This window comes from Asaia siamensis (genome assembly GCF_014635085.1).
Taxonomy (GTDB): domain Bacteria; phylum Pseudomonadota; class Alphaproteobacteria; order Acetobacterales; family Acetobacteraceae; genus Asaia; species Asaia siamensis.
Genome location: NZ_BMCH01000001.1, coordinates 743144 through 770136, shown reverse-complemented (window position 1 = coordinate 770136; position 26993 = coordinate 743144). Strand labels below are relative to the sequence as shown.

At 60.0% G+C, this 26993-nt stretch carries 27 protein-coding genes; 11 read left to right on the top strand and 16 right to left on the bottom strand.

From position 1 onward, the window contains the following. Positions 1–3 precede the first annotated feature (3 nt). Positions 4–1059, bottom strand: a complete 1056-nt coding sequence (locus IEV53_RS03305) for a polyprenyl synthetase family protein (RefSeq protein WP_229719512.1) — start codon at positions 1057–1059, stop codon at positions 4–6. A 107-nt stretch (positions 1060–1166) separates the two neighbouring features. Between IEV53_RS03305 and IEV53_RS03300 the strand changes: the two genes are divergently transcribed. After that, positions 1167–2033, top strand: coding sequence for a tRNA1(Val) (adenine(37)-N6)-methyltransferase (locus IEV53_RS03300; protein ID WP_229719511.1), 867 nt, complete (start codon positions 1167–1169; stop codon positions 2031–2033). Positions 2034–2087: 54 nt separating this feature from the next. On the opposite strand, the gene IEV53_RS03295 is transcribed toward IEV53_RS03300, so the two are convergent. The 4 genes from IEV53_RS03295 to IEV53_RS03280 all read right to left on the bottom strand — a co-directional run bounded on the left by IEV53_RS03295 (position 2088) and on the right by IEV53_RS03280 (position 6875). Then, on the bottom strand, positions 2088–2861 hold the full coding sequence (locus IEV53_RS03295) for an SDR family NAD(P)-dependent oxidoreductase (protein WP_188425308.1): 774 nt from the start codon (positions 2859–2861) through the stop codon (positions 2088–2090). Between the two features lie 218 nt (positions 2862–3079). Then, a complete protein-coding gene (locus tag IEV53_RS03290; protein ID WP_188425307.1) occupies positions 3080–4105 on the bottom strand; it encodes a ribonucleotide-diphosphate reductase subunit beta in 1026 nt (341 codons plus the stop codon). Continuing rightward, complete coding sequence (locus IEV53_RS03285) at positions 4102–4926, bottom strand: META domain-containing protein (protein WP_188425306.1); 825 nt, start codon at positions 4924–4926, stop codon at positions 4102–4104. Before IEV53_RS03285 ends, IEV53_RS03290 begins: the two co-directional genes overlap by 4 nt. Continuing rightward, positions 4917–6875 carry a ribonucleoside-diphosphate reductase subunit alpha gene (locus tag IEV53_RS03280; protein WP_371869818.1) on the bottom strand — a complete coding sequence of 653 codons (1959 nt, stop codon included), beginning with the start codon at positions 6873–6875 and terminating at the stop codon, positions 4917–4919. The genes IEV53_RS03285 and IEV53_RS03280 overlap by 10 nt, the downstream gene beginning before the upstream one ends. 297 nt (positions 6876–7172) lie before the next feature. Here IEV53_RS03280 and IEV53_RS03275 point away from each other — a divergent pair, with 297 nt between their 5' ends. Beyond that, positions 7173–7601 carry an OsmC family protein gene (locus IEV53_RS03275; protein WP_188425305.1) on the top strand — a complete coding sequence of 143 codons (429 nt, stop codon included), beginning with the start codon at positions 7173–7175 and terminating at the stop codon, positions 7599–7601. Between the two features lie 51 nt (positions 7602–7652). Here the strand turns inward: IEV53_RS03275 and aroC are convergent, their stop codons facing one another. Further along, positions 7653–8753 carry a chorismate synthase gene (gene aroC / locus IEV53_RS03270; RefSeq protein WP_188425304.1) on the bottom strand — a complete coding sequence of 367 codons (1101 nt, stop codon included), beginning with the start codon at positions 8751–8753 and terminating at the stop codon, positions 7653–7655. A gap of 1 nt (position 8754) precedes the next feature. After that, a complete protein-coding gene (gene fabI / locus IEV53_RS03265; protein ID WP_188425303.1) occupies positions 8755–9597 on the bottom strand; it encodes an enoyl-ACP reductase FabI in 843 nt (280 codons plus the stop codon). Between the two features lie 142 nt (positions 9598–9739). On the opposite strand from fabI, the gene pdxH reads away from it, so the two are divergent. From pdxH to IEV53_RS03235, 6 genes are all read left to right on the top strand, one after another. After that, positions 9740–10351 carry a pyridoxamine 5'-phosphate oxidase gene (pdxH, locus tag IEV53_RS03260; RefSeq protein WP_188425302.1) on the top strand — a complete coding sequence of 204 codons (612 nt, stop codon included), beginning with the start codon at positions 9740–9742 and terminating at the stop codon, positions 10349–10351. Between the two features lie 74 nt (positions 10352–10425). Beyond that, entirely contained in the window at positions 10426–11313 is an 888-nt protein-coding gene (locus tag IEV53_RS03255; RefSeq protein WP_188425301.1) for a universal stress protein, read from the top strand. 66 nt (positions 11314–11379) lie between these two features. Next, positions 11380–13338, top strand: coding sequence for a glycosyltransferase N-terminal domain-containing protein (locus tag IEV53_RS03250; RefSeq protein ID WP_188425300.1), 1959 nt, complete (start codon positions 11380–11382; stop codon positions 13336–13338). Then, entirely contained in the window at positions 13335–14321 is a 987-nt protein-coding gene (gene lpxK / locus IEV53_RS03245; protein ID WP_306414298.1) for a tetraacyldisaccharide 4'-kinase, read from the top strand. Before IEV53_RS03250 ends, lpxK begins: the two co-directional genes overlap by 4 nt. A gap of 9 nt (positions 14322–14330) precedes the next feature. Continuing rightward, the gene (locus IEV53_RS03240) at positions 14331–15254 is read left to right on the top strand and encodes a lysophospholipid acyltransferase family protein (protein WP_188425299.1); all 924 of its coding nucleotides are present in this window, start codon (positions 14331–14333) and stop codon (positions 15252–15254) included. Between the two features lie 290 nt (positions 15255–15544). Beyond that, the gene (locus IEV53_RS03235; RefSeq protein ID WP_188425298.1) at positions 15545–15916 is read left to right on the top strand and encodes a hypothetical protein; all 372 of its coding nucleotides are present in this window, start codon (positions 15545–15547) and stop codon (positions 15914–15916) included. Positions 15917–15994: 78 nt separating this feature from the next. Here the strand turns inward: IEV53_RS03235 and IEV53_RS03230 are convergent, their stop codons facing one another. Then, a complete protein-coding gene (locus tag IEV53_RS03230) occupies positions 15995–17377 on the bottom strand; it encodes a penicillin-binding protein activator (protein ID WP_188425297.1) in 1383 nt (460 codons plus the stop codon). Between IEV53_RS03230 and rsmI the strand changes: the two genes are divergently transcribed. Next, positions 17362–18306, top strand: a complete 945-nt coding sequence (rsmI, locus tag IEV53_RS03225; RefSeq protein WP_188425296.1) for a 16S rRNA (cytidine(1402)-2'-O)-methyltransferase — start codon at positions 17362–17364, stop codon at positions 18304–18306. The two genes, IEV53_RS03230 and rsmI, sit on opposite strands and share 16 nt — an antisense overlap. 33 nt (positions 18307–18339) lie before the next feature. On the opposite strand, the gene IEV53_RS03220 is transcribed toward rsmI, so the two are convergent. The 3 genes from IEV53_RS03220 to IEV53_RS03210 are packed head-to-tail and all read right to left on the bottom strand — an operon-like array spanning position 18340 to position 21127. Further along, positions 18340–18963: a LolA family protein gene (locus IEV53_RS03220; protein ID WP_188425295.1), complete on the bottom strand. Its 624-nt coding sequence runs from the start codon at positions 18961–18963 to the stop codon at positions 18340–18342. Positions 18964–18973: 10 nt separating this feature from the next. After that, on the bottom strand, positions 18974–20356 hold the full coding sequence (locus IEV53_RS03215) for a glutamate--cysteine ligase (RefSeq protein WP_188425294.1): 1383 nt from the start codon (positions 20354–20356) through the stop codon (positions 18974–18976). A 54-nt stretch (positions 20357–20410) separates the two neighbouring features. Then, positions 20411–21127, bottom strand: a complete 717-nt coding sequence (locus IEV53_RS03210) for a 16S rRNA (uracil(1498)-N(3))-methyltransferase (protein WP_188425293.1) — start codon at positions 21125–21127, stop codon at positions 20411–20413. 75 nt (positions 21128–21202) lie between these two features. On the opposite strand from IEV53_RS03210, the gene ubiA reads away from it, so the two are divergent. Together ubiA and IEV53_RS03200 are read left to right on the top strand one after the other, a co-directional pair. Next, positions 21203–22123, top strand: coding sequence for a 4-hydroxybenzoate octaprenyltransferase (gene ubiA / locus IEV53_RS03205; protein WP_371869817.1), 921 nt, complete (start codon positions 21203–21205; stop codon positions 22121–22123). Continuing rightward, positions 22120–22761, top strand: coding sequence for a class I SAM-dependent methyltransferase (locus tag IEV53_RS03200; protein ID WP_188425292.1), 642 nt, complete (start codon positions 22120–22122; stop codon positions 22759–22761). Before ubiA ends, IEV53_RS03200 begins: the two co-directional genes overlap by 4 nt. 19 nt (positions 22762–22780) lie before the next feature. Here IEV53_RS03200 and IEV53_RS03195 read toward each other — a convergent pair whose 3' ends face one another. The 5 genes from IEV53_RS03195 to IEV53_RS03175 form a co-directional block, all read right to left on the bottom strand. Further along, positions 22781–23038, bottom strand: a complete 258-nt coding sequence (locus tag IEV53_RS03195) for a hypothetical protein (RefSeq protein ID WP_229719509.1) — start codon at positions 23036–23038, stop codon at positions 22781–22783. A 118-nt stretch (positions 23039–23156) separates the two neighbouring features. After that, complete coding sequence (locus IEV53_RS03190; protein WP_188425290.1) at positions 23157–24149, bottom strand: DNA polymerase beta superfamily protein; 993 nt, start codon at positions 24147–24149, stop codon at positions 23157–23159. Continuing rightward, positions 24146–24670 (bottom strand): HD domain-containing protein, encoded by a 525-nt coding sequence (locus tag IEV53_RS03185; protein ID WP_188425289.1) that lies wholly within the window; start codon positions 24668–24670, stop codon positions 24146–24148. The genes IEV53_RS03190 and IEV53_RS03185 overlap by 4 nt, the downstream gene beginning before the upstream one ends. A 95-nt stretch (positions 24671–24765) precedes the next feature. Continuing rightward, positions 24766–26124: an MFS transporter gene (locus IEV53_RS03180; protein WP_229719508.1), complete on the bottom strand. Its 1359-nt coding sequence runs from the start codon at positions 26122–26124 to the stop codon at positions 24766–24768. A gap of 9 nt (positions 26125–26133) precedes the next feature. Beyond that, complete coding sequence (locus IEV53_RS03175; RefSeq protein ID WP_188425287.1) at positions 26134–26883, bottom strand: dienelactone hydrolase family protein; 750 nt, start codon at positions 26881–26883, stop codon at positions 26134–26136. Positions 26884–26993: the final 110 nt, after the last annotated feature.

Here is a 26993-nt window from a genome sequence, read left to right as displayed (position 1 = left end):
GGCTCAGTTGACGCGGCTGACCGTGTAGGAAGCAGCATCGATCATCAGCTGCCGTATCGGGCTGTCAGGGAAGATGGATAGCGCCTCGATGGCAGCATCGGCATAAACGCGCGCCCGGTCGATCGTTGTCTGGATGGCACCGCGCTTCTCGATGAGGCCGAGCGCATGGGGCAGATCCTCATCGGTCTGCTCTCCGGTCTCGATCACGCGCAGCCAGAAAGCGCGTTCGGCTTCGTCCCCGGCCTGGAAAGCCGCGAGTACCGGCAAGGTGATCTTGCCCTCACGCATGTCGTCACCGACGGTCTTGCCCAGAACCTGTTGGTCGGCGGCATAATCGAGGGCGTCATCGACAAGCTGGAACGCCATGCCAAGATTGGTGCCATAAGCATCGAGCGCAGCTTCTTCCTGCTCCGAGCGGTCGGCAACCACTGCACCGACACGGCAGGCTGCGGCGAAAAGCGCTGCCGTCTTGCCGTGAATGACTTCGAGATATTTTTCGATAGGAGTGGAGAGATCATTCTGCGTTGCCATCTGCAGCACTTCGCCCTCGGCGATGGTTGCAGAGGCCGCAGAGAGAATGGCCATGACCTTCAGCGATCCATCAGCGGTCATGAGCTGGAAAGACCGGGCGAACAGAAAATCGCCAACAAGAACCGATGCCTTGTTGCCGAAAACCGCATTGGCCGAAGCGAGGCCACGGCGCAGGGTGCTTTCATCAACAACATCATCATGAAGCAGCGTCGCTGTGTGGATGAACTCGACGCAGGCAGCAAGACCGACATGACGCTGGTTCTGTGCCGAGGGCTCGTATCCACAGAGCCGGGCTGAGGCGAGTGTCAGGAGCGGGCGCAGCCGCTTGCCACCGGCCGCAACAAGATGCGCACCAAGCTGGGGTATAAGCGGCACGGGGCTTTGCATGCGCGCGACGATCTCGCGATTGCAGGCCTCCATATCCTCTTTCAGAAAGGCCGAGAGCGCGTGCAGGGCCGAGCTTTCACGACTTGATTCGCCGGACCCGTCTTGTGTCTTGATATCGGTCACGCTGTCGGCAGCACCCAAGGCAAATCTCCACTTCAAACTTGGCCACTGACGACCCTGATGCAGTATAAGGCACGAGCCGGGCTTCCTGCCGGCGCTAAGAAACACCGTGGCAGAAATCGAACTTCATGCATGACCCAGCCAGACCGGAAGACCAGTTCTCGGACAGTCCAAACCATATGAGCGGCGCTGCGCCCACGGTCAACCCGGCCACCCTAAAAGCTGAGGCCGCAGCAGTGACGACAAGCGAGACGATGGAAGGATATCTGCTCGACCGTCGTGTGCGTTACAGACAATTCACCCAGGGCTACCGCACGGGAATCGAACCTGTCCTGATGGCAGCTTTCGTTCCGGCCCAGCCAGGACAGAGCGTACTGGAAGCCGGTTGCGGCGCGGGGGCCGGGCTTCTCTGCCTCACCTCGCGCTGTCAGGATGTCAGAGGGGTTGGGCTGGAAGCCGATGGAGCGACCGCGCAACTGGCCATGCAGAACATGCGTGACAACGACTGTGCCACGCGGGTGACGATCCTGCATGGCAGCATTCCTGATGTCCCGCCTGCCCTGCGGCAACTAACCCCAGGCGATAATGGCCGTTTCCATCACGCCATGGCCAATCCCCCCTGGCATCCGGCTGATCATACGGGTGCCAGCGATGCCAGGAGACGTCTCGCCATGACAATGCCGGAAGGCGGCTGGGAAGAATGGATCACCACACTGGCACGCTGGGTGCTGCCCGGCGGTAGCCTGACCCTTGCGCTCCCGGCATCGGTCGTCGACCGTGCCTGCGAAGCACTGCGCCATTCGGGCTTCGGAAGCCTCACCTTGCTGCCACTTTGGCCCAAGCAGGGACGCGCGGCCAAGATTGTTCTCCTGAGGGCCATACAGGGCGGCAGAGGGATGTTTTCCCTCCTGCCCGGTCTGGTGCTGCATCGCGACGAGGGGGGATATACCGCGCAAAGCGAAGCTATCCTGCGCGAGGCGAACGCTCTCTCGTGAGGAGCCTCCCCCAAGACCAGCTGACGGGAGGCCGTGAGGCCTCCCCGATATCCATCAGCGTGGCGTGAAGACCGAGGTGCCACCACCATCGACGACAAATTCCGAGCCTGTGAGATAGGCCGATTCATCAGCGGCAAGAAAGACGATCATGTTGGCGATGTCGGCGACATCGGCGAGGCGACCGAGCGGGTTGAGATGACGCCCCAACTCGTCCGCACTCACGCCAAGTGTCTTTTCGGCATAATCGGCCATAGCCGTTTTGACATAGGTGGGATGCACCGAGTTGACGCGGATATTCTGCGGCGCCAGCTCCGCAGCAAGATCCTTGGTCATGATCCTCACCGCCCCTTTGGAGGCGCCGTAAAGCGCATGCCCGGTCGAGCCCCTGAGACCGGCGATAGAGGAGAGATTGATGATTGCGCCCCCTTTGCGCTCTGCAAGATAGGGCACGACATGCTTGGCACCAAGAAAGACACCCGTGACATTGATCGCCATCAGGCGGTTCCATGTCTCGAGCGTGATCTCGGTAACGGGTGCGATAATGTAGATACCCGCGTTATTGACCAGCACTTCGATGCCGCCGAAACGCTCTTTCGCCTGGGCGTAGGCGGCGAGCCACTGCTCTTCTGATGTGACATCGTGCTGCAGGATCAGGATATCGCCCCCTGCCTGCCTTACGAGAGTCTGGGTTTCTTCCAGCCCGCTCATATCGACGTCGGTCGCAACGACTTTCGCCCCCTCCTCCGCAAAAAGGAGTGCCGTGCCACGCCCGATTCCTGCGCCAGCCCCGGTGATGAATACGGTCTTGTTTTTTACGGTGACAGCCATTTTGTTCCTCTCCGGATCATGAAAATCACGGCAGAAGAAGAACGTTCAGAACCAGACCCAGGTTCTGACACCATTACTTGATATGATCACACAGAGATCACGCCATTTCTTGATCGGAAACAAGAGTTCCGCATTTCCACCACCAAACAAGACACCTCAGGTGAAGAATATCAAAGAAGTGCATAAAAAAAAGGGAGGGGTTTCCCCCTCCCCTGTTCTCAGGAGGCGAACACATCCGCCTCGAAAGCCTCTTCCCATGATCCTGTGGTGGATGCGCGGGAGTATTCAGTGGCGCGGTTTTCGAAGAAATTCGCGTGCTCGACAGCATTGAGCATGTCGTCGAGCCAGGGCAGCGGGTTTTCTTCGATGCCATAGAAAGGATCGAGCCCGAGCTGAGTCATGCGACGATCGGCAATGAAGCGGATATAGCGCTTCACCTGCTCGGCGCTTAGCCCCTCGACATCCCCCATCTCGAAAGCGAGATCGATGAAGGCGTCTTCATGCTCAACCGTCGTGGCACAGATCTCTGCCAGTTCAGCGCGGAAATCCTCGGTCCAGATCTCGCTGTTCTCACGCACGAACGTACGGAACAGGCGGATCATCGAGAGGCAGTGAAGAGTCTCGTCACGCACAGACCACGAGACGATCTGGCCCATGCCCTTGAGCTTATTGAAGCGCGGGAAGTTCAGCAGAATTGCAAAGGAGGCAAAAAGCTGCAGCCCTTCCATGAAGGCGCCGAACGCCGCCATGGTCTTGGCGATTTCGCGCTTGTTGTTGATGTTGAAGGACTGCATGAAATCATACTTGTCCTTCATCTCCTTGTATTTCAGGAACGCCGAATACTCCGTCTCCGGCATGCCGATGGTGTCAAGAAGATGCGAATAGGCCGCGATGTGAATCGTCTCGATATTCGAGAACGATGACAGCATCATCAGCACTTCGGTCGGCTTGAAGACCTGGCTGTAATACTTCATGTACGCCGAGTTCACCTCGACGTCAGCCTGGGTGAAGAAGCGGAAGATCTGTGTCACCAGATGACGCTCGCCTTCGCTCAGCGTGCGATGCCAGTCTTTCACATCATCGGCCAGAGGCACTTCTTCCGGCAGCCAATGAACGCGCTGCTGGATCAGCCACGCATCATAGGCCCAGGGATACCGGAATGGCTTGTAGACCGGATTGGCGGTCATGAGATCGAAATGCTGCTCCTCGGCGAGCGGGGCGCCTTGGTTCTGTGTCTCACTCATTGGCTTTTCCTGACTCTGGTATGCTTTGTCTGTGTCTTGGCGGCATGGCCGCCGGTTTCGTTGCGGCTCAGGGTCAGAACCGTGCTGCCCTGCGCGTCATCAAGCAGAAGCCTGTCTTGTGCCATACGCCAGGATTTGACCTGAGACGCTGCGGCAAAAACGGCATCTTCCTGCGTCATGCGTATGCCGGGGCAGGCCATGCGGGTTCCGGCAATCGGCCCGAAAGTGAGGCTCTGCCCGGTTGCGCTGACATGGCCCATCATGCGGTTGCATCCGCCTGTGCCCGAAAGAAATCCGTCAGCCCGGAACACCATGAAAGCGGGCGCCTCAGCGCTGGTCGGCTTTTCGCCTACGGCGTCGATCTTCCAGTTTCCGATCAACGCCGTCGGGAGAAGCGTTGTCACGGGCTCGACAACGATCGTCCCTTCGGCGGGTACCGTGCCGGTCGCCATGATGGCTTCCTTGCTGATATAGAGAAGTCGACCATCGGCCCGGATCTCGGCGCGCAACGCGTAGCGATGACCCGGTTTGAAGGCTGCCGGATCATAGGAGAGTGCATAGCCGAAGCTCTGCGTGCCAACGGGCGCGAAAACGGTCTTACTCAACGTGATCGAAGGCGCATCAGCCAGGCTGACATCGTCGAGCATCACCGCCAGCTGGGCATTCGCAGGCAGGTCGATCCTGCCTTTTATCGTGACCAGGCCGCGCAGGATAGTCGAGGCACCAGACTGCGCCTCATCGGCCCATGCTGCTCCTGCACAGAGACTTACAGGCATGATTCCGAGAAGACAGGCCGCGAGGGTGAAAGCTCTTACTGACATGACAGGCATTCTTCATAGCTTGTCGTCGCCACGGGCTTCTTGGCAGCTTCAGCCGCATTCGAGCTGTAGTCTTCTTCCTCGAGAATATTGGTCTTGAGGGCCATGTCGCTCACAGCATCAGCACGCTGGATCGAAAGCGAGCGGCAATAATAGAGCGACTTCACACCACGCTTCCATGCCAGATAATGAATCTGGTGCAGATCGCGCTTATGGATATCGGCCGGAAGGAACACATTGATCGACTGTGCCTGGCAGATGAACTGCGCACGGTCGGCCGCGTGTTCGATCACCCAACGCTGATCCAGTTCAAAGGCCGTCTTGTAAACATCCTTCTCATCCTGGGTGAGGAAATCCAGATGCTGGACCGACCCCTTGTTCAGTGTGATGGATGACCAGACCGCATCATTATTCTGGCCCTTCTGTTCCAGAAGCTTGAGCAGATGGCGGTTACGCACGGTGAACGAGCCGGAAAGCGTCTTCTGCAGGAACACATTGGCCGAGATCGGCTCGATACCGGGGCTGGCATTGCCGGCGATAATCGAGATCGACGCTGTCGGTGCGATGGCCATCTTGTTCGAGAAACGCTCCATAAAGCCGTATTCCTCGGCGTCAGGACACGGTCCCAATACCTCGGCCAGATGCTTCGATGCCGCATCGGCCTGGGTCTTGATCTGCTCAAAAATACGCTTGTTCCATACGCGGGCCATCACGCTCTCAAACGGGATGTTGCGCGCCTGGAGGAAGGAGTGGAACCCCATTACACCCAGACCGACCGAACGCTCGCGCATGGCGGCATAACGCGCACGCTCCATGTCATCGGGTGCGCGGTCGATAAAGTCCTGCAGCACGCGATCAAGGAAGAGCATGACGTCTTCGATGAATTGCGGGTTGTCTTTCCACTCGTCCCAGGTCTCGAGATTGAGCGACGACAGACAGCATACAGCCGTACGGTTCTTGCCGTGATGATCAAGGCCCGTGGGCAGTGTAATTTCCGCGCAGAGATTGGAGGTCTTTACCTCCAGTCCGGCAAGCTTGTGATGCTCGGGGCGCGCCTTGTTCACGTGATCCGAATAGATGATGTAGGGCTCGCCCTGCTCCATACGGGCCGTCAGGATACGGATCCAGAGCTGGCGCGCGGAGATGCTGCGGACGATGGACATGTCCTTCGGCGAGCGCAGGCCCCATTCGGCATCCTGCTCAACGGCGCGCATGAAATCATCCGTGATCAGCACACCATGATGAAGATTGAGCGCCTTGCGGTTCGGATCGCCACCCGTGGGGCGACGCATCTCAACAAATTCCTCAACTTCGGGGTGCCAGACCGGCAGATAGACCGCAGCCGAACCACGGCGCAGCGAGCCCTGCGAAATGGCCAGTGTCAGGCTGTCCATGACACGAATGAACGGAATGACGCCCGAGGTCTTGCCGTTCTTGCCGACATTTTCACCGATCGAACGCAGATTGCCCCAATACGAGCCAATGCCGCCACCCTTCGACGCCAGCCAGACATTCTCATTCCAGAGATCGACAATACCGCGCAGGCTGTCATCCGCCTCGTTCAGGAAGCAGGAGATAGGCAGACCACGCGTGGTGCCGCCATTGGACAGGACCGGCGTGGCAGGCATGAACCAATGCTGCGAGATATAGTCATACAGGCGCTGCGCATGGGCTGCGTCGGCACCATAATAGGACGCCACGCGGCCAAACAGATCCTGGTAATGCTCACCCGGCAGCAGATAGCGGTTATCGAGCGTCGCACGACCGAAATCGGTCAGAAGAGCATCGCGAGAGCGGTTGACGCGGACTGGATGATGGCCTTCAAGCTGCACCACATCGTCGAACATGTCCGGCTCGGCCTCGATCTGCTGCGGTGCGCGGTCACAAGGCTCGGGCAGCACGTCAGCCGATGCAGAAACAGTCTCACTGGTCGTGTCGTCTAGCAGGCTCACGGGCCATCTCCCCAAGATCTAACCGGGACCGAAATCCCAAATTCAGAGTGTCCTCTTGGCGCAAGAGCCGCCCCCGAGACAAGCAATATATCGGGTTAAATTTCACCCCCAACACTACATATGGTGTTGACAGGGCAAGAAGCCCTTGAGGAACCTAAGGTTCCATGGCTGAGGTTTTTTCACTCCGTCAGAGAGCGTGGCCGCGATGTCACAGGATGCGCGATGAACATTTCGCGTTGCGCCGCGTTGGCTGAGCAACCGGCCCGGATCGGGCCCGGAAAAGCAGGAGATCTTGCAATGACGATCAAGAAATCAGCCAGCGCCCAGTGGAGTGGCGGCCTCAAGGATGGCAAGGGCAGCATCTCGACCCAGAGCGGCGCGCTGTCAAACCAGCCCTACGGCTTCAACACCCGTTTTGAAGACAAGCCGGGCACGAATCCCGAGGAACTGATCGGCGCAGCCCATGCTGGCTGCTTCACCATGGCGCTCTCGATGATTCTCGGCGAAGCCGGTCTGACGGCTACCTCGCTTGAGACCAAGGCAACCGTCTCGCTCGACAAGACCGAGTCCGGTTTCGAGATCTCCAAGATCCATCTCGATCTCAAGGGCAGCGTTCCCGGCGCCGATCAGACGAAGTTCGAGGAGCTTGCCACCAAGGCGAAAAATGGCTGCCCCGTTTCGCAGCTCTTCAAGGCTGAGATTACCCTGACAGCAACTCTGGGCTGAACAGGCTTCATGGCCGCTTCTCTCAAAGCGGCCATGACCCGCGACGCAAATTCAGCTGCGGTTGCGATGCCAGCTGTTCTGGGCATGATCACGCAACAGATGATCGACCAGAATGCAGGCCATCATGGCCTCTGCCACCGGCACGGCCCGGATACCGATACAGGGGTCATGACGCCCCTTGGTCATGACATCGATGTTTTCGCCATGACGGTTGACTGACGGCACAGGCACAAGGATTGAGCTGGTCGGCTTGATCGCAAAGCGTGCGGTAATGGGCTGCCCGGTAGAAATACCCCCGAGAATACCCCCGGCGCGATTGCCCTCGAAATGCAGAACACCATCATGCATACGCATCGGGTCTGCATTCTCTTCGCCACGCAAGGTGGCCACACCGAACCCCTCGCCGATCTCAACAGCCTTGACGCCGTTGATACCCATCAGACCCGAGGCGATATCCGCATCGAGCTTGCCATAGAGCGGCGCACCCAAACCGGCCGGGAAGTTTTCAGCGACGACTTCAACCAGCGCCCCGATGGAAGACCCGTCCTTGCGCACGCTGGAGAGCAGACCTTCCCATTCGATGGCCGTAATCGGATCAGGACAGAAAAGCGGGTTGCGCAGAACCTCGTCCCAGTCCCAGCGGCTGCGATCGATAGCAAGCCCCCCAACCTGAACGAGAGCCGCCCTGATCTGGGCTTCCTCACCAAGCAGTTCAGCTATCACCCGTCGGGCAACGCCCCCGGCGGCAACCCGACAGGCCGTCTCGCGCGCCGAGGAACGCCCACCACCACGATAGTCGCGATGGCCATATTTCAGATCATACGTAACGTCGGCATGCCCGGGTCGATAACGCAGAGCGATGTCGGAATAGTCTTTCGAACGCTGATCGGTATTGTCGATCATTAGCGAGATCGGGGTCCCCGTCGTCCTGCCCTCAAACACACCGGACAGGATACGGACCTGATCGGCCTCCTGACGCTGCGTGGTGAATTTCGACTGACCGGGTCGCCGACGATCCAGCCAGGGCTGGATGTCGGCCTCGCTCAGGGCAATGCCCGGAGGGCACCCATCAATGACGCAGCCAATGGCGGGGCCATGGCTTTCGCCCCAGGTCGTGCCCCGGAACAGCGTGCCAAAACTGTTATCCGACATCTCAGCCTTCTGAAGATGCGACGGCGATATCGGGCGCTGTCGGGTTCTTCATGCCAACCACGTGGTAGCCGCAATCGACGTGATGAACCTCGCCAGTGGTGCCCGAAGAGAGATCAGACAGGAAATACAGGCCCGAACCGCCGACATCCTTGAGCGACACATTACGCTCCATCGGCGCGTTGAGCTGGTTCCAGCGCAGGATGTAGCGGAAATCACCAATGCCGTTAGCGGCGAGAGTCATGATCGGACCGGCAGAGATCGCGTTGACGCGAATATTGTCCTTGCCCAGATCGGCGGCCATGTAGCGCACGGAAGCCTCAAGCGCTGCCTTGGCAACACCCATCACATTGTAATGAGGCATGACACGCTCGGCACCCAGATAAGAGAGGGTCAGCAGTGAGCCGCCATCGGTCATGAGCGCAGCTGCGCGGCGCGCAACAGCAGTGAACGAGAAGCACGAGATATCCATCGCCTTCAGGAAGGCATCGCGAGGCGTATCGACATAGCGCCCACGCAGGTACTGCTTGTCGGCCCAGCCAATGGCATGAACGACGAAGTCGATCTTGCCCCATTCCTTCTCGATTTCGTCGAAAGCACGGTCGATATCGGCGTCATCGCTGACATCGCAGGGAATGACCAGCGAAGCCCCGACGCTTTCTGCTAGAGGCTTGACCCGCTTGCCCAGCGCTTCACCCTGATAGGTAAAGGCGAGCTCTGCCCCCTGAGCAGCGCAGGCTGAAGCGATGGCCCAGGCGATGGAGCGGTCATTGGCGACGCCCATCACAAGGCCGCGCTTGCCCGTCATCAGCGTCCCGGTGGGGAGATCGAACGAAGCGGTGGACATGAGGCAGATCCCGGTTAATGTCAGCAAAAGAAATAATAACGAACCGCTACGTCGCACATGCCCGCTGCGCAAACAAGTCTGGAGATGACACGTTAGAGGGGGCGACAAAGACGGAACGAAGACAAGCAGGAGGCACATTACCATGCCCGACGAAGCCACCCTTCCCCTTATTCCGCTCGACGCAGACCCGTTCGTGCTTTTTGCAGAATGGATGAAGGAAGCCGAGGCGAGCGAACCGAACGACCCGAATGCCATGGCCATCGCAACGGCCACGGAGTCTGGCGTGCCGTCAGTGCGCATGATCCTGCTCAAGGGGGCTGATGAGCGCGGTTTCGTTTTCTATACCAATCTGGAAAGCCGCAAGGGTGGCGGGCTTCTTGCAAATCCCCATGCCGCACTGCTTTTTCACTGGAAGTCGCTTCGCCGTCAGATCCGCATCGAAGGCCCTGTCGAACCGGTAAGCGAGGAAGAGGCGGATCGCTATTTCGCCAGCCGCAGCCGCAATTCGCGCATCGGTGCCATTGCTTCCGATCAGTCACGCCCGCTGGCCGATCGTGCCGAATTCGAAGACCGCATCAGACAGGTCACAGCGCGTTTCGAAGGACAGGAGCCCCTGCGCCCCGCCAACTGGTCCGGCTTCAGGCTCGTGCCACAGCAGATGGAATTCTGGCAGGACCGTCCCTACCGGATGCATGACCGCGCCACCTGGACACGACAGGAAAATGACTGGGCTGTGACGCGCCTCTACCCCTGAGTGACCTTCATACCGGGGAATGCTTGCGGGCGTTCCCTCTCTTTTCAGCGAACGAACATCAAGCGAGACTTTCCATGGCAAACGACGTCCGAAACATCCTCGTCCCGCTCAATGGCGCAGGCAATATCGATGCCGTTCTGCGCGTGGGGCTTCTCCATGCCCGTGCTTTCAATGCCCATCTCTCGACCGTGCTCGTCGGCGACGACCCCAATGAAATGGCAGCCCTGACCGGCGAAGGCCTGTCGAGTTCAATGATCAACGAGATGATGGAAGCCGCCGAGCACGAGGCGCATAGGCGCATGCTGCAGGTGCGGCTGAAATTCGACGCGTTCGTCAAGGAAAACGATATCGAGCCCAAACAGGGCTTCCTTGAGAATGACCCACTCACCCAGTCCCGCCTGAGCGCCTCTCTCGAATTCCTGACGGGCTCGGAGCATGAAGCCGTTACCTGGCGCGCACGTCTGTCCGACATTACGCTGATGCCCCATCTCGGCCCGAATGATAATGCGCGCGCTTCAGAGGTTCTGCACGCCGTACTGTATGACAGTGGCTGCCCTCTCGTCATCGCTCCGCCCAGCCCGCCGGTCAGTTCGGGCAACCGCCTCTGCATCGCGTGGAACGGGACGGCAGAAGCCGCATCGGCGCTGCGCGGCGCCATTCCCTATGCCAAACGCGCCGAGGCGGTGCAGATCCTGACCAGTGTCGACTACCACCGGCGCGGCCCGGAAGCCGATACGGTGCAGGATTATCTCAGACTGCACGGCGTCGAGGCCGAAATCAGGGTCTTCAAGGGGATCGACCGGGATGTCGGTGCCGGTATTCTGGCAGCCTGTGCCGATTTCGGTGCAGACATGCTGACAATGGGGGCCTACTCGCATTCCCGCCTGCGCCAGATGATCCTTGGCGGGGCCACACGTCATATTCTGGAACATGCCGAGCTGACCGTGCTCATGAGCCGCTGAGGATTTTGCCATACTGCGTCGGACATGCTACCGCCGCATGATGCGTGCTTTCCTTTCAGACGCCGAATGAACCGCATCAGCCTGAAACGCGCGGCAGGTCGCTCTCTTCTCGTTCTGGCGCGCTTTTATGTCGACCTGACGATCCGCACGACGCGCTGGACAATCACCGGCGCGCCGGAATCCTTCCCGTCTCTCCTGCAGACATCCGAACGTCTTGCAGACGGCTGCATCACCGCAGCATGGCACCGGACACTTCTGATGCTGCCTGCCATGTGCCGTTGGGCGCATCATCAGAAGCCCGACCTGCCCATCACGGTCATGATCAGTCGTAACCGCGACGGTCGCTTCATCAGCGATCTCATCGCCCCATGGAATATTGCGAGCATCGAAGGCTCGAGCGACCGCAACGGCAAGAACAAGGGTGGCAGCCGTGCGCTGCGTGAGGCGTGCACCGCCCTCAAAAACGGTGCGATCTTCATGATCACCCCGGACGGTCCACGCGGCCCGGCCGAGACCGTGCAGGCGGGGACGGAAACCCTTATGCGCCTTACCGGAAAACCACTAGTGCCCATCGGAGCCGCCTGCACTGGCTTCACCCTTCCCAGCTGGGACCGACTAAGGGTACCGCTTCCTTTCGGGCGCGGCTATCTGCTTTACGGCGCGCCATGCACCTATCCCATGACGGGTGACGAGATAGCTGCAAAGCTGAAGACACTCTCGGCTCGCGCAGAGAGTAGTCTCGCCCTGGGACGCGCCACACTCGCCGATCGCCTGTGGAAGGCACTGGGTACGGCCCTGCTTCCCGCACTACGCGCCATGTCACTGATCCGTCTGCGCCGGGGGAAGGAACGGCTCGACCGGTTGCCGGAGCGACGCGGACGCACCGGACTGGCACGCCCGCAAGGCACTATTCTCTGGCTTCACGCCGCCAGCGTCGGAGAAACGCATTCGATCCTGCCGCTTATCGCGGCCCTGGCGGAACGCCATCCGACGCATTATTTTCTGATCACCACCGCCACGACCAGCGGCGCGGATATCATCGCCGCCTATCAACGCCAGGCCGGTCCGCTGGCATCGCGACTGATCCACCAGTTCATCCCCTATGACGTACCGCTCTGGACAAAGCGTTTTCTCGATCACTGGCGTCCCTCGGCCCTGCTGCTGACCGATAGCGAACTCTGGCCGGGTATCATTCTTGCCTGTACGCGCCGCGCCATCCCTGTAGGCGTTCTCAATGGTCGCCTCTCCGCACGTTCCTGGCAGCGCTGGCAGAAAATGAAGCGTTTCGCGCCGCCACTTTTCAAACGCCTCGCTTTTGTCGCGGCACGTGGCGCAGAAGATGCCCGCCATTTCGCCGCGCTGGGTGTTCGCGATGTCGTATGTTTCGGCGATCTCAAACAGAATGCGCCGCCCCCTTCGGTCGACCAGGGAGAACTGGCCGCGCTTAGGGCCCAAATCGGAAACAGACCGGTTTTTCTGGCAGCCTCCACCCATGAAGGCGAGGATGAAATCGTCCTGCGCGCAGCAGCTCTGGCGCGTCGCACCCTGCCTGACCTTCTGACGATTATCGCCCCCAGGCATCCTGTACGGGCGGAGCAGATCGCCACGCTCGCCACGCCGTCTCCGCCGCGACGGTCACTCGGACAAAAGCCCTCTGACGCCGACCCGGTCTGGATTGCCGATACGCTTGGCGAACTCGGCCTGTTCTATCGTCTGGCCGATTGCGCCCTGATCGGCAATTCACTCCTCCCTTCCGGTGGCGGCCATAACCCGTTCGAGCCCGTCCGGCTTGATGTCGTGCTGGCAACAGGGCCCTACCACGGCAATTTTCGCCCTGCTTTCGAGAAACTCGGGGGCTTCGTGACAGCTATTAAGGGTGAACAGGATCTGGCTGAGTGGATCGGAGCAGTGGTGGATAACCCGACAACATGGCAGGCCAAGGCCCGGCAGGCGCAAGCCGCCATTGCCTCGCAGGAAGCTGTCCCAGCAGCCCTGCTCGACAGGATTGACGCGCTGTGCGCCTGAAATTGGGTCCACCGCATTTCTGGAAAGAGGAGAATCCTGGCTGGCAGGCCCGGGCACTCGCCCCTGCGTCATGGATCGTCGGAACCCTGGCGCATATCCGGACGCTGCGCGCCTCTCCTGCTGTCTCGCCCCTGCCCGTTCTGTGCTGCGGCAATCTGAGCGTCGGCGGGACCGGCAAGACCATTCTTGTGCATGATCTGGCCCGTCGCCTCGAAAACCGCGGCGAGAAACCTCACATCCTGAGCCGGGGCTATGGCGGAAAATTGCAAGGCCCGTTGCGCGTCGACACCGCCCACCACACAGCGCAAGACGTAGGCGATGAACCATTCATGCTCGCTCAGCAATTTCCGGTCTGGATTGGCGCCAATCGGGCGGAGACAGCGAGGCTCGCCGCCGAGTCAGGCGCCACATGTCTGGTGATGGATGACGGGCTGCAAAATCTCAGCCTGCGCCAGACGCTCAGGCTGATCACGATCGATGGTGGTGCAGGCCTCGGAAACGGACGCACCCTTCCCGCCGGGCCACTGCGCGAGCCGGTGTCCAAGGGACTGAGCCGTGCGGATGCGGTCGTGCTGATCGGACGCGACGACACAGCACTCGCGACACGCCTCCCCCCTCATCTGCCATGCCTCGCCGCAAAACTGATCCCCTCGGCTGCCATCAGGCGATTACAGGGCAAGCAAGTCATCGCGTTTGCCGGTATCGGGCGTCCGGGCAAGTTTTTCGACATGCTGTCAGATGCCGGGGCAGCCCCAATGCGCATGATCACCTTTGACGATCATCATGACTACACCGAGCGCGATTGCCGGCGCCTGTCCGTGCTTTCGCATCAGCCCGGCGCCGTTCTGGTGACCACAAGAAAGGACTGGGTAAAACTTCCGGACTGGCTACGCAGCGACGTCGTAGTGATTGATGTCGAACTGCTCTGGGCCGATCCTGAAGCACCGGAAAGGCTGCTGGACCTGCTCCTGACGAATGTGTAGAGCCGCCTTATGAGCGAGAAACCTGCCGTCACCCTGCTACACCGTGCCGAATATGCTGTGGCGCGTCTCTGTCTGACCGGGCTTTCCTGCCTCAATCCGGCCACCGCCTCCAATCTGGGTGGGTGGCTGGCCCGCAAGATTGGTCCTCGCCTGCCGGTCTCACGTGTGGCCGATGCCAATATTGCCCTGGCAATGCCGAAAACCACAGCAGCAGAGCGGGCGCAGATCATCAGCGATGTATGGGACAATCTCGGCCGCACCGTTGCCGAGTTTCCGCATCTGGCCCGGTTGAAACAGGATACGGCAACCGGTCCGGGCTGGAGCATTGCCAATGCCCATATCCTTGAGGAAATGGCCGCGACAAAGAAGCCGGTCATTTTCTTCTCCGGTCATATCGGCAACTGGGAAATGCTTCCCCCGGTGGTGGCACGACATGGCCTGCCCTTTGCCTCTTTCTATCGCGCCGCAGGCAATCCTCTGATCGATAGGCTGATCATTGATCTGCGGGCAAAGGCAATGGGATGCGACGTGCCCATGTTTGCCAAGGGCGCCAAAGGCGCGAGGCTTGCGCTGCGCCACCTCGCACAAGGCGGGCATCTGGGCATTCTCGGTGACCAGAAGATGAATGATGGCATCGAGTGCCGGTTTTTCAACCTGCCTGCCATGACAGCATCGGCTGCGGCGACCTTTGCGGTGAAATATGACTGCCCGATCGTGACCGGGCGAATCATCAGATTGGGGCCCGCCCGGCTTCATCTGGAGGTCGGCCCCGTGCTGATGCCCGATCAGTCTATGCCGAGGCAGGATGAGATCGGATCACTGACCCAGCAACTGAATGACCGTCTCGAAAAATGGATCAGGGAAATACCGGGATGCTGGCTTTGGCTACATCGTAGATGGCCCAAAGAACTCTATGCGAGAAAATCGGGCTGAGGCGAAGCATCGGCCTCAAGGCAAGTGTCTCCCAACCAACGAGAGGCATGAATACAAGACGCAAATTAGATGAATACTCTATATAATTCATAAACATGGAATATATCAGGTAAAAATCGGCCTTTTGGTTTCGCATACCCAATTTGCGCGTAGACGAAACAAACCATTGCTTTTATGCAACACCGCTTCAATCTCATGACAAAAAATGTGCGTTGGACGTAATTTAACGTTGAGACCGGCGGCTTTTGCCGTCTAGCCTCGGAGTTGCACCAGAAATGAGGACGCAACGTATGGCCCAGACGCTGCCGTTTCCCAAGAACGAAACTCCAGCACCTCTCAGCAATGTGATTCCACTGCGCTTTAATGTGTTGCCCCGTCATCGCGAGTATCTCTCGCAGTGGCTGCAGGCCGGTATGGCCATGGGGCTATGTGATGCCGATATCGAGACTGAGTGTTTCGAAGGACGCGACGAAGCTGTGGCCCATATCCTGATCTGGGTTCGCGAGAACGCAGACCCTGCCTACATGATCAAGCCACGCGGCCTGCGCTGGGTTCTGATCGACCATATCCGCGAGCACGAGCTGGGTGTCTATGCCAGCCTCGAACTCGCCCTACACACGGTGCGCCCGGTCCTGCCGCTCAAATCCATCGCGGCAGCCTGAAAATCTCGCCTGTCGCCCCCAATCAAATGCAGGGGCGATAAAGGGAAACGCGAGAGGACGGCCTAGCCCCTGACGACGTCAGGGGGCGTTGCGGACCAGTCTTCTAGGCGCCGCGGAGGCCATTTTCACACCGCCACCGGGAAGAATCTCGAAGACCGCCAGACCACGAGCGACAGTCCCGTCAGGCTGCAACACAAAAGTGCCATCTGAACCTGCAAACCCGTCTGGCCGCAGGAGCGATTTCTGCGAGAACCCGTCAGGACTCTGGCTCAACACGGCAGCCATGGTTGCGGTGTCGTAGGCCACATTGGCGAGTACGGACGGCGCGTAGCCATAGCGGCTGCGATAACGCTGAACGAAATCCGTACGCGACGTCGGATCTGGCGCGGCGAACCAGCTGCCCTGCAAAGCCCCGAGTTTTGCTGCAAAAGCGCTCCAGAGAGCCGGTCCGAGGATACGCGTCTGATGCGGATCGACCGAAGCTTGCTTGAGCCCGTCGATGACCGTGGCCAGTTGCAGCCCCGTATCGCCAAGCAAAAGCGCATCGAAGGGCGGAGGCGGCAGCGCGACAGGGCCGGGAACGGCCTGAGGCGGGGCGCCACCTGGAGTTGCAGGCGGTGTCGCCGGGCGGGTAGGCGTTGCTGACGGGGTCGGAGCCTCTGCCGTGCCTAGAGGATTGACCGCGTCGGGTTCTTCCGCCTTCGCGGCGTCGGGTTGCTGCGCCACCTGCCCCTGACGGAACTGCAGATTGGCGAGCGTCTTGATGCCGCCCGTGATCGAATCGGGAGCCTCGGTGTGGAACACGATCTGTGGTGCGGCCAGCCCCTTGGCTGAACAGGCCTTGAGGAGTGCGTCACCAAGAGCATGGCCGAGCGCATTATCGGGAAGGAAGGCAGCAAAAGTCTTGCGCCCTTCCTGTGCCGCCGCATCGACAAGCCGCCCGATCTGCTGCTCGACCGTAACACCCATGACCCACACACCCGGCTTCGCCTGGGCCTGATCACTGGTATAGGCAAATTCGGGGATATTGGCTGGCTGCGTGACAGAGGCCACCGCAGCAGTCTGGGGGGCGGTAAGCGGCCCCAGCACAACCATATCGCCATGATCGAGTGCTGCCCGGGCAGCGCCTTCGGCAGTCTGGCCCAAAGCATCGGTATCGCGGATATCGAGGGTTACGCCATGGCCCTCGGGCACTGCAATATGGGCGGCATTGGCCATCTGCTGGCCAAGCTTGGCGAAGCGTCCAGTAAGCGGCAGCAGCATGCCGATCTTCCGGGTCGTGTCCTGCTGGGCCGTGCCGGATGAAGGAGGGCTGATGGGCGGAGGCGTTTCCGGCCCGCTACAGGCATTCAGGGCGAGCAGCGCAACACCGGCGAGTGCGGAAACCTTGCATGCAGAGGCCGACCTGAGCGATGTGAAGGAAACCACGCGCTGACGGGGACCGAATGTCCGACTTACCATCTTGCACCCATACTCCTGTTGACGATTCGACCCTTGATGGTCCGCAGCATGCTTATGACACTTCCTCCCGTTCTGCGACCCTTGCGGCGGGAAGCCTGACACTGGTCGCAACGCCCATAGGCAATCTGGGCGATATCAGCGCCCGCGCCATTGCCACGCTGAACGCAGCGGACGTCATCCTGTGCGAGGATACGCGGGTAACAGCGAAACTGCTCAAGGCCTATAATGTTTCCACTCCGACACAGATTCTTCATGATCACAATGAAGAAGGCCGTATCCCCGGTCTGCTGAGCCGACTGCAATCCGGTGCGAAAATGGCGCTGGTTTCTGATGCCGGGACGCCCCTGGTCTCCGATCCGGGCTTTCGTCTGGCACGCGCCGCCATTGCCGAAGGAATGAATGTCGGCGCGGTGCCCGGCCCCAATGCAGCGACCCTCGCCCTTACCCTGTCGGGTCTGCCGCCTCATCCCTATCTTTTCAGTGGCTTCGCCGCCTCGCGGTCATCGGCGCGACGGAGCCAGTTCGCCGTGCTGCGCGCCGCAGAACAGGCAGGATTCAGCGCGACCCTGATTTGGTATGAGGCCCCTCACCGGTTGCTGGACATGATCGAGGATCTGATTGCGGTCTTTGGCGCCGACCGTCAGGCAGCGGTGGCACGCGAACTGACCAAGCGTTTCGAAGAAGTAAGGCGCGGCACGCTGAGCGAGCTTAAGACCCACTTCACCCAGACTGCTCCGCGTGGCGAGATCACCATTCTAGTTGGACCGACCGAAGAAGATACAGCGCCCACGGAGGAAGATCTCGATGCCCGCCTGCGCACGGCCCTGAAGACGCATTCAGTCAAGGATGCCGCCGCCCTGGTCGCCGGGGCAGTCAATCTGCCAAAGCGCGTCGTCTATGCCCGCGCCCTGGAACTCGGGAAGGAATAAAAGGCTCCCCGGCGTCACGCCGGGGACAAGTGATCAATCCTGCTCTTTCGGAAGCGCAAAAAGCGTGTCCGGCAGGGTGGGATTGGCTGCGACATCGAAAAGATCGATCTGAGTCTCGCGCCCCTGCGCGTCTTTCACAACCCATGAGCGCAGAGTCAGCGGCGAGTCAGCGAAAATAAGCGTCAGACTGCCCTCGGAAGGTGTCGCGCTACGCACGAGCGTGACCTGCACCAGTCCCTTGTCGTGCTGAAATCCTGTGACGGTCACATCCCCGGACAGGCGCAGATCGGGGCGCAGAAGCAGACCAAGCGGGGTGCGGTCGAGCGGTAATGTCGTGACTTGGCCCAACTCACGGTCCTGATAGACGATCTGCCCCTGATTGGCGATCAACAGCAGCGGGCTCGGCTTGTCATAATCGAAGCGCATGCGCCCCGGCCGATCGAGCCAGGCCGTTCCCGTCGTACGCGCGCCATCGGGCGCGATCTGCTGAAAGCGCGCCTTGATGGCATGAATGCCGTTCAGCGCATCCTGAACGCGGGCAATCCAGCCTGCATCAGCCGGACGCAACACAGCGGGCTTGACCTGCGCCATGACCGGCACCGGAGCAAAAAGGAGACCGGCGAGGCCGGTGAACAGGCAGGCTGCGCGCAGTGTCATGGCCGATCCGTCAGATAGCAGCTTCGTTGAAAATAAACCTGACATCACCCTGCCAGTCCCCATGATAGCGATCGAGCCAGTGTTCGGCCTGGGTTTTAGCGCCATCAGCGATGGCCTGGAGCGGGGCCAGATAATTCTCCTCACCGAGCTTGCGTGCACGCAGGCCCTGCTCCGCCAGAGCAATCACGCGCTTTGCGAGCGCACGCAGCCCACCGGGGAAGGTGGCATCCAAGCCCTTTCCCGGCACCGCAGCGCGTAGGGCACGATAGCTGTCCCAATCCTGCTCACGCACGAGTGCCTCTGCCGCAAGAAGCGTCGCCGGATCGTAGAGCAGGCCGACCCAGAGCGCAGACTGCGCCAGCATCATGGCAGGACTGCCGGCATCGGCACCGCGCATTTCAAGAAACTGCTTGAGCCTGACATCGGGGAACGCTGTCGTAAGGTGGTCTTCGAAGTCCCCCATGGTCGGCGTAAGCCCGGCCAGCGCGGGCTGCGCCTTGCCCGCGAGCCAGTCACGAAACGACGCCCCTGCCACATCGCGTATCTCGCCATCGCGCATCACGAAATACATTGGCACGTCAAGCACCCAGTCGACATAATGCTCAAAGCCGAAGCCGTCTTCAAAGCAGCAGGCTGGCATTCCCGAACGGGCATTGTCGGTATCGGTCCAGACATGCGCGCGGTTCGACAGCAGCCCGTTAGGCTTGCCCTCATAGAACGGCGAATTGGCGAAAAGGGCGGTGGCAAGAGGCTGAAGCGCCAGAGAGACGCGCATCTTGCGCGCCATGTCTTCCTCAGAGCCGAAATCGAGATTGACCTGCACTGTGCAGGTGCGCGTCATCATGTCGAGACCGAGCGTACCTACCTTGGGCATGTAACGACGCATGATGGCGTAGCGGCTTTTGGGCATGATCGGCATGGCATCACGCGACCAGAGCGGCTGAAAGCCCAGCGGGGCGAAACCAAGACCCAGGGATTGGGCAGGCGCACGCAGATCGGCGAAATGAGCTTCCATCTCGGCCCTGGTCTCGTGCAGATCGGCTGTCGGGCGCCCCGATAGCTCGAACTGGCCCGCGGGTTCGAGCGAGACCGACTCCCCCTTATGAACGCCCCTGCCCTTCAGACCGATGAGCTTGCCGTGGTCCTCGATCGACTCCCAGGCACTGCCATCGCCCCTGAAGCTGTGCAGCAGCGATTCAATACCGTCCGGTGTATAGGCGGGTGGGCTGTAGGCGACGCGCCCGGATTGATCGTCAGGCAGAACGAAGCCGAATTTCTCGTGCTCGGTGCCGATACGCCAGGAGGCTTGCGGCTTTGCGCCATCGGCAAGAAGCGTGACGAGCTGGGCCTTGCTCTGGATGGGCGTGTCGTTCAGGTCACCTGGATTGGACATGGGCGTTACTGGAGCCTCAGGGGTGTCTGGAAAAAGAAACTGATGAGTTTCGTCCTATATGGACTGTGAGGAGCGAAACGCCAACTGGGCAAGTCCTGCAACAACTGCGGTATCGGCCCTCAATATGCGTTTTCCGAGCGAAATCGGAATAATCGCCTCATGGGTATTCAACAAACGACGCTCGGTTTCGGAAAAACCACCCTCCGGCCCGATGAGCAGTCCGTAATCACCCGGTACCACACCAACGCTTTCGCTTTCCTGTCGTTCCAGCCCAGCGTAAAGCGCTCTGCTTCCCTGCCATTCGGCCAGAAGCTGAGTGAGCGGCCTGAGCGGATCAATAAGGGGAATGTCGAGCCGCTCACATTGTTCTGCCGCCTCGATGGCGATGGCACGAAAACGCTCGGCATTGATTCTGTGGGTATTCGTGCGCTCGGTGATCACTGGACAGAATCGTGTCACCCCCATTTCGGTCCCCATGCGCAGAACGAGATGGGTGGCATCACGCTTGAGCGGGGCAAAAACCAGCACCGGCCCGATCGGCTGCTCGGGCGCCCTGACCTGCGCAACAAGAAGCGCCTGCCCCCTGTCCTTGCGCTGGATCTCGAGACGAGCCTCCCATTCCCCGGCTGCCTCGTTGAAGACATGAACCGTATCGCCATTCTGCAGGCGCAGCACCGTGGCCAGATAGCGCATCTGATCCGCATCGAGCGCCACCCCCTCGCCCTGGGGCGGAAATGGCAGATCGAGATATAGCCGGGGCGCGTCCTGCATGAGACCCTCTTGATGCGTGATTGACGTTCGACCCTCATAGACGCAATGAACCGTCATGACGACACGGAGACCCTAATGATACGTCAGACCGCAGCCCATACCGATATCCGCGCTCACGGCTGGGTTGCCCGTCTGCCGGAGGGATTGCGCCCGTATGTGCTGCTGGCACGTCTGGACCGCCCTGTCGGAACATGGCTTTTGCTTCTGCCCGGGATCTGGGGCATCGAACTTGCACAGGGCACGACGCCTTTGCACCGGGCGGTGCTGATCCTGCTTTTCGCCATCGGCTCTCTGGCCATGCGCTCGGCGGGCTGCGTCGTGAACGACATCTGGGATCGCAAGATCGATGCGCAGGTCGCCCGCACCGCAGGGCGTCCTCTGGCGAGCGGACGCCTTTCGGTCAAACAGGCACTCGCATTTCTGGCGGCTCTCCTGCTGATCGGCGCGCTTGTCCTTTTCCAGTTGCCGCTCATCTGCTGGGCGCTGGCGCCTCTGGCCCTGCTTCTGGTCGGTCTCTATCCAGCCGCGAAACGTGTCACCTGGTGGCCGCAGCTTGTCATGGGTTTCACATTCGGCTTCGGCGCGCCCATGGGCTACGCCGCGAGCGCCGGACATGTCGATTGGGTCTGTGCCCTGCTTTACGCGGGCACGATCATCTGGCAGCTCGGTTTTGACACGATCTACGGCTTTCAGGACATGGATGACGATGCCCGTATAGGCGTGCGCTCAACCTCTCGTCTCTGGGCCTCGAAGGCGCGAGGTTTCATTGCAAGCTGCTATGGGGGCGCAATCGTGCTTTTCGCCGCAGCCATGGCTTTTGGCCATCTGCACTGGTCGGCCTGGCCCGTCGCCGCCTTCGCGAGTCTGATCCTCCTGACACAAATCACACGGCTTGATATCCACAATCCGGCTCTCTGCCTGAAACTGTTTCGTCAGAACGTGCCCTTCGGTCTCGTGCTGGCCCTCGCCTTCATTCTCGGGCGCAGTTTCTCATGAAAGACCCTGCCGCTTTCATTGTCAGCCAGACGTCCATCGAGACCGCCCCTCTCGTTCCTGAGCTGCGCCTTCATCTGGCAACCGAAATCACCCCGATCTGGCAGGCAACCGAATCCCATCTAGCCGAGATGAATATCGAACCGCCCTTTTGGGCCTTTGCCTGGCCTGGCAGCCAGCTTCTCGCACGCTGGATTCTCGATCATCCCGAAAGCGTTCGCGACAAGCGTGTGCTCGATTTTGCCTGTGGCGGTGGTCTTGCCGGGCTTGCCTGCGCAAAAGCCGGCGCGAGCGAGGTGCTGGTCAATGACATCGATCCTCTCGCCCTCGACGCCGCCCAACTCAACGCAACACTGAACGGGCTGCGCGTGACGCCGCTCCATGGCGATCAGATTGGCAAGGTTCCCCCCGTCGATCTGCTGCTCTGCGGGGATGTCTGCTACAATCAGCCGATGGCGGACCGCATCATTCCCTGGCTGCGCCGCTGCGCTCAGGACATGGAAGTCTGGATGGCCGACCCCGGCCGCCCTTATGCCCCCAAAGACGGCATCGACATCCTCAGTTCCGCCACGCTACCGACGACCATGGAACTGGAAGGCAAGACGACCAGAGAGACAAGATTGTGTCGTATCTTGCCCTAGCCGCAATAGGGTTATTCTCTCAGTTGCTCGCCAATGTGGAGAATGTGACCCTGTCTCCCTCATCTGTCGCCCAGATCCCATTGTGAACGGGAGCGCCGATCACAATGTATTGGCCATCTAACGCGAGCATATAGGCTTTCTGGTTTTTGCCCGGCACCAGATCTTTCATTGCGAAAGACTTTCCGAGAACCGGTAGACCATCGAAGATATATCCAACGAAGGTTACTTCCTCCGTCTTTTTAAAAACCTCACTGCTCAGCCCGGTCCATATTTTCATCAGGTACTTTTCGCCCGGGACAAGAAAATTTCCATTTATGACCATAAGTTTCTCCAATTACTTACACAACACATAACAGGATCATGAATCCTATAAACACATAATTAAACTATATAAGTTAAATTTTTTCCAACTCGAAGATAGCATTTTTGTACGTATGACAGATGAGATCGTCTCTTAGAGCACGATCGGGTTCGACGCCGACGAATGAGGTCGAGTCTGCAAGACGTTCGATCTCTATCAGCAGAGCTTCGAGTTCCTGACCAACGCACTCAGCACTCACTTTCCCTCCTTTGATCGCACGCAGATGGTCGGCCTCGGGCCTTGGAAAGGTGATATGACCCGTGCTCAGCAATTCCCTGGTCTGATAGCCCACCCTCAACGCATGGCTGAGCGCTTTCCCGTCTGAACCGTTGCTGGACGCATTGGCGCGGGCCCCGTAGCTCGCTGCAGCACGAGCCAGAAGTGCCTCCGCGTCACTCAGCTTCGTCCTGAAAGGCGTCTTGCGCCCGGCACAGCTCAGATGCGCAACAGCCCCGTTAGGGCCCGGCTGATCGATCATGACGATTGCCGTATGCGCGAAATTCGAGGTGGCGATAAAATCGCGCAGCCTTGTCTCGATATCTTCCAGACGCCCGGCGCCCCCATGAGAGGCGCGCTCCTCTCCTAGGAAGCGTGCCATCTGAGTCAACTCTGCCAGTCGCGCACCGCGCGCGCCATTGCGCTCTGCATGGGCACGGCAATAGCCCAGAAAACTCGCCGTACTCAGCCCGATCAGCGAAAGACGGGAGCCAACAATGCGATGCCAGACAGGATGCGGCTCCTCCAGCCAGAATTCAGGAGGCGTAAAAACCATATCGAGCGCAACAATCTGGCCCTGCCCGAGAAAATCGAGAAAGCGGTGGAGCGAGAAGCCGGTTTCGTCGACTTCACCAGCCTGGTTACGCTCGCCGTGAGTCTTTTCACGCTGCGTCACAACGACATCCTGACAGGATTGCAGCAGGATATCGCGTGCCGAGGGCAGAAAGACTGCCTTGAGATCGGTATCAGAAGCAGGCGTATCGGTGCCATAGAGATGCGATCCCGCCACCATGCGAATGACGGGTGTCATGACCGTGATTTTTCCCAGGCATCCAGCACGTCGCCGAGTTCGCGATGAAGCCTGCGATCTCCCTTCGTCAGAAGCGGCATGAGCTGCTTCATCTCGCGCAGGAACGTCACGGCGAAATCCTTGTCGTGACGGATGATCGAACGGGCATTGTCCAGCAGATCAGCCAGCTTGATCGTCTGTCCCTCGGCACTCGCCCGTGCCGAATGGGCCCGGTCAATCGCCTTGCGCGTCTCGCGGTTACCATCCTCGGGGCGGCTCACATCGGTCAGCATCTCGACAAGACTCCCGACATCGGAACCGAAGACGGTGTCGATCTCGGCCTGGGTAACGGGTGTGTCTTCAACGACGTCATGAAGCCAGGCCGCAGCGACCGCCTCGGGCCGTCCACCCGCTGTCGCCACGATCAGCGCCACTGCCTCAGGGTGAACGATATAATCCTGGCCGTCATATTTGCGTTTCTGCCCGATCGAGGCATGGGCTCTGGTCGCAAATATCTTGGCGCGACGCACAAGGCCATTCATTGACGTGCTTCTTTCCTTCTCATCCGCCGGTCATACCCGGTCAGGGTGCCATCCTAGCCCGGCCACAGACGGGAAGGCGCCTCACAGCTGAGCGATCAGCGCTTGGAACCGAGCCGTAGCGTCCGCCCGAGACTGAGACCGGCGCCGAGCCATGCAATGATCATCGCACAAAGCAGGCAAAGCGTTGAGGCATGGGTGCTGAAACGAAAGACGCTCGCCACCAGCAGCGCGCCCAGCGTCTGCCCGCCAAGCCGGGCGACTGAAACAAGACCGCTGGCACTCCCCTCGCGGCCACGGGGGGCTGCAAGCATCATGACGCGATTATTGGGGGGCTGAAACATGCCAAAACCCGAGCCCGCAAGCCAGGTACGCCAGATGATGTCGAAATTGGACGCATCGTTCGGCAGCATCCACAACAGGGCAAAGCCGCATCCCGTTATGGCAAGACCAAGGCTCGAAAGCTGCGCTGCCGGTATCCTGTCCGCCCAGCGTCCGATCAGGAACGACATGCTGGCCACGCCCACGGCCCAGGGCGTAATCAGAAAACCCGTCACGGTCACGGGACGCTGAAATACCGTTTCCAGCGTAAACGGCATGGCAATGATGAAGAAATTCGACGCAACAAAACCGGTCATACCGACAATAAAAGCGATCAGGAAAGACGGCACGCCTAGCAGATCGACGGGCACGACCGGCTCGCTGCTTCCCCGTTGATGCCGCAGCAGGGCCAGCCAGCAGGCCATGCCGATGCCAGACAGCGCCAAGGCGCTGAAGAGCCCGCCATGCACCAGATCATCAACGCCGATCACCGTGAAGGTAAAGGCCGCGACCGTCAGACAGATTGCAGCGAGATCAACCGCCTTCTCCGAACGCGGTGTCACCGGCAGGGCGAAACTGGCCATGCCAAGAGCAAACAGCCCAAGCGGCACATTGATCCAGAAAATCCACGGCCAGTCAGCCACTGACATGACCAGGGAGCCCACTGTCGGACCGAGCGCCACCCCGGTACCAATAATCAGCCCGTTGAGAGCGAGGCCCTTGCCGAGCGCTTCCTTGGGATAGATGAAGCGGATAAGCGCGATCGCCACGCTCATGATACTGGCCCCACCAACCCCCTGAAGAGCGCGGGCCAGAGCCAGTTCGAGCAGGCTGTGAGACAGGGCGCATAGCACGGACGCCACGAGGAAGATCGCAATACCCACCCGACACATGCGCGCAAAGCCGATGCGCGCGCCAAGAGAAGCCAGGGGCAGCAGCATCGATAATGACGCCAGCTGATAGGCATTGATGACCCAGATCGACTGCGACGAGGCAATATTCAGGTCATGGGCAATGCTCGGCAAAGCGACATTGGCCACGGCATAATCAAGAACAGAGAGCAGCACGGCAAGCGCAACGGCGAGCATCGCCTTGGCGCGTTCCCAGCCGTAAAGCCCCTCACCGTGCTGCACCATGGCCATCGCTCAGGGCTGCGCCATGAAGACGCGCTGGAAAAGCGCATTGGTCCAGCTCATGCCCTGCAGGAACAGCGCCGCGTCAAAACGAGGGGCTCCGTCGCGCAGGAAGGCATGCTGGCCATCAACTTCGTGCCATTCAAGCGCCACTTCCGCCTGCTCCAGCGCATCGCGGATCTGGCGACGGCCCTCATAGGGCACATGCGGATCATGACGGCCCCAGACCATCATGATCTCGCCTTTGATCTCTGCAGCACGGGCTAGCGTACCGTCATGGCGCTCACCGCCCAGCGTGCCGGTGTGCAGATCGGTCGCGTAGAAACAGCCAGTCGCCTCAATGGCCGGGTTCAGCGCCGCGCGAAAGGCGAGATGCCCCCCGAGGCAGACACCGAAAGCCCCGAAGCGGCCGCTGCATGCCTCATGGCCGCGCAGCCAGTCGATCAACGCGACATTGTCGCTGTCGAACTGCCCGACAGGCTTGGTGTATTTCAGCTCGTTGCCCCGATCCGTGCCGGGCTTGTCATAGGCCAGAACGCAGCCCGCCGCCTCGTATTCGTGATAGACTTCGGGAACAGCCACCAGATAACCCTGCCCCGCAATCATGGCGGCCAGACGCTCGATCGGCGCCGTTACCTGATAGATTTCCGAAAACAGCAGAATGGCCGGGAAGCGCCCCTCTTTTGTGGGACGGAACAGATGCACGCGCATCTTGCCGGTCGGGGTGTCGATATCCGCTTTCTCGTCGGTGCGAATCAGCATGCCAGATCTCCCTGTTCGGTCTTGGCGCCCCCGGCTCTTTCGGGGTGAGAGAAACCACCTGACAGAAAAAGAGACATGACGCGGCGCCAGAAGCGAAATGATCCTTTTGC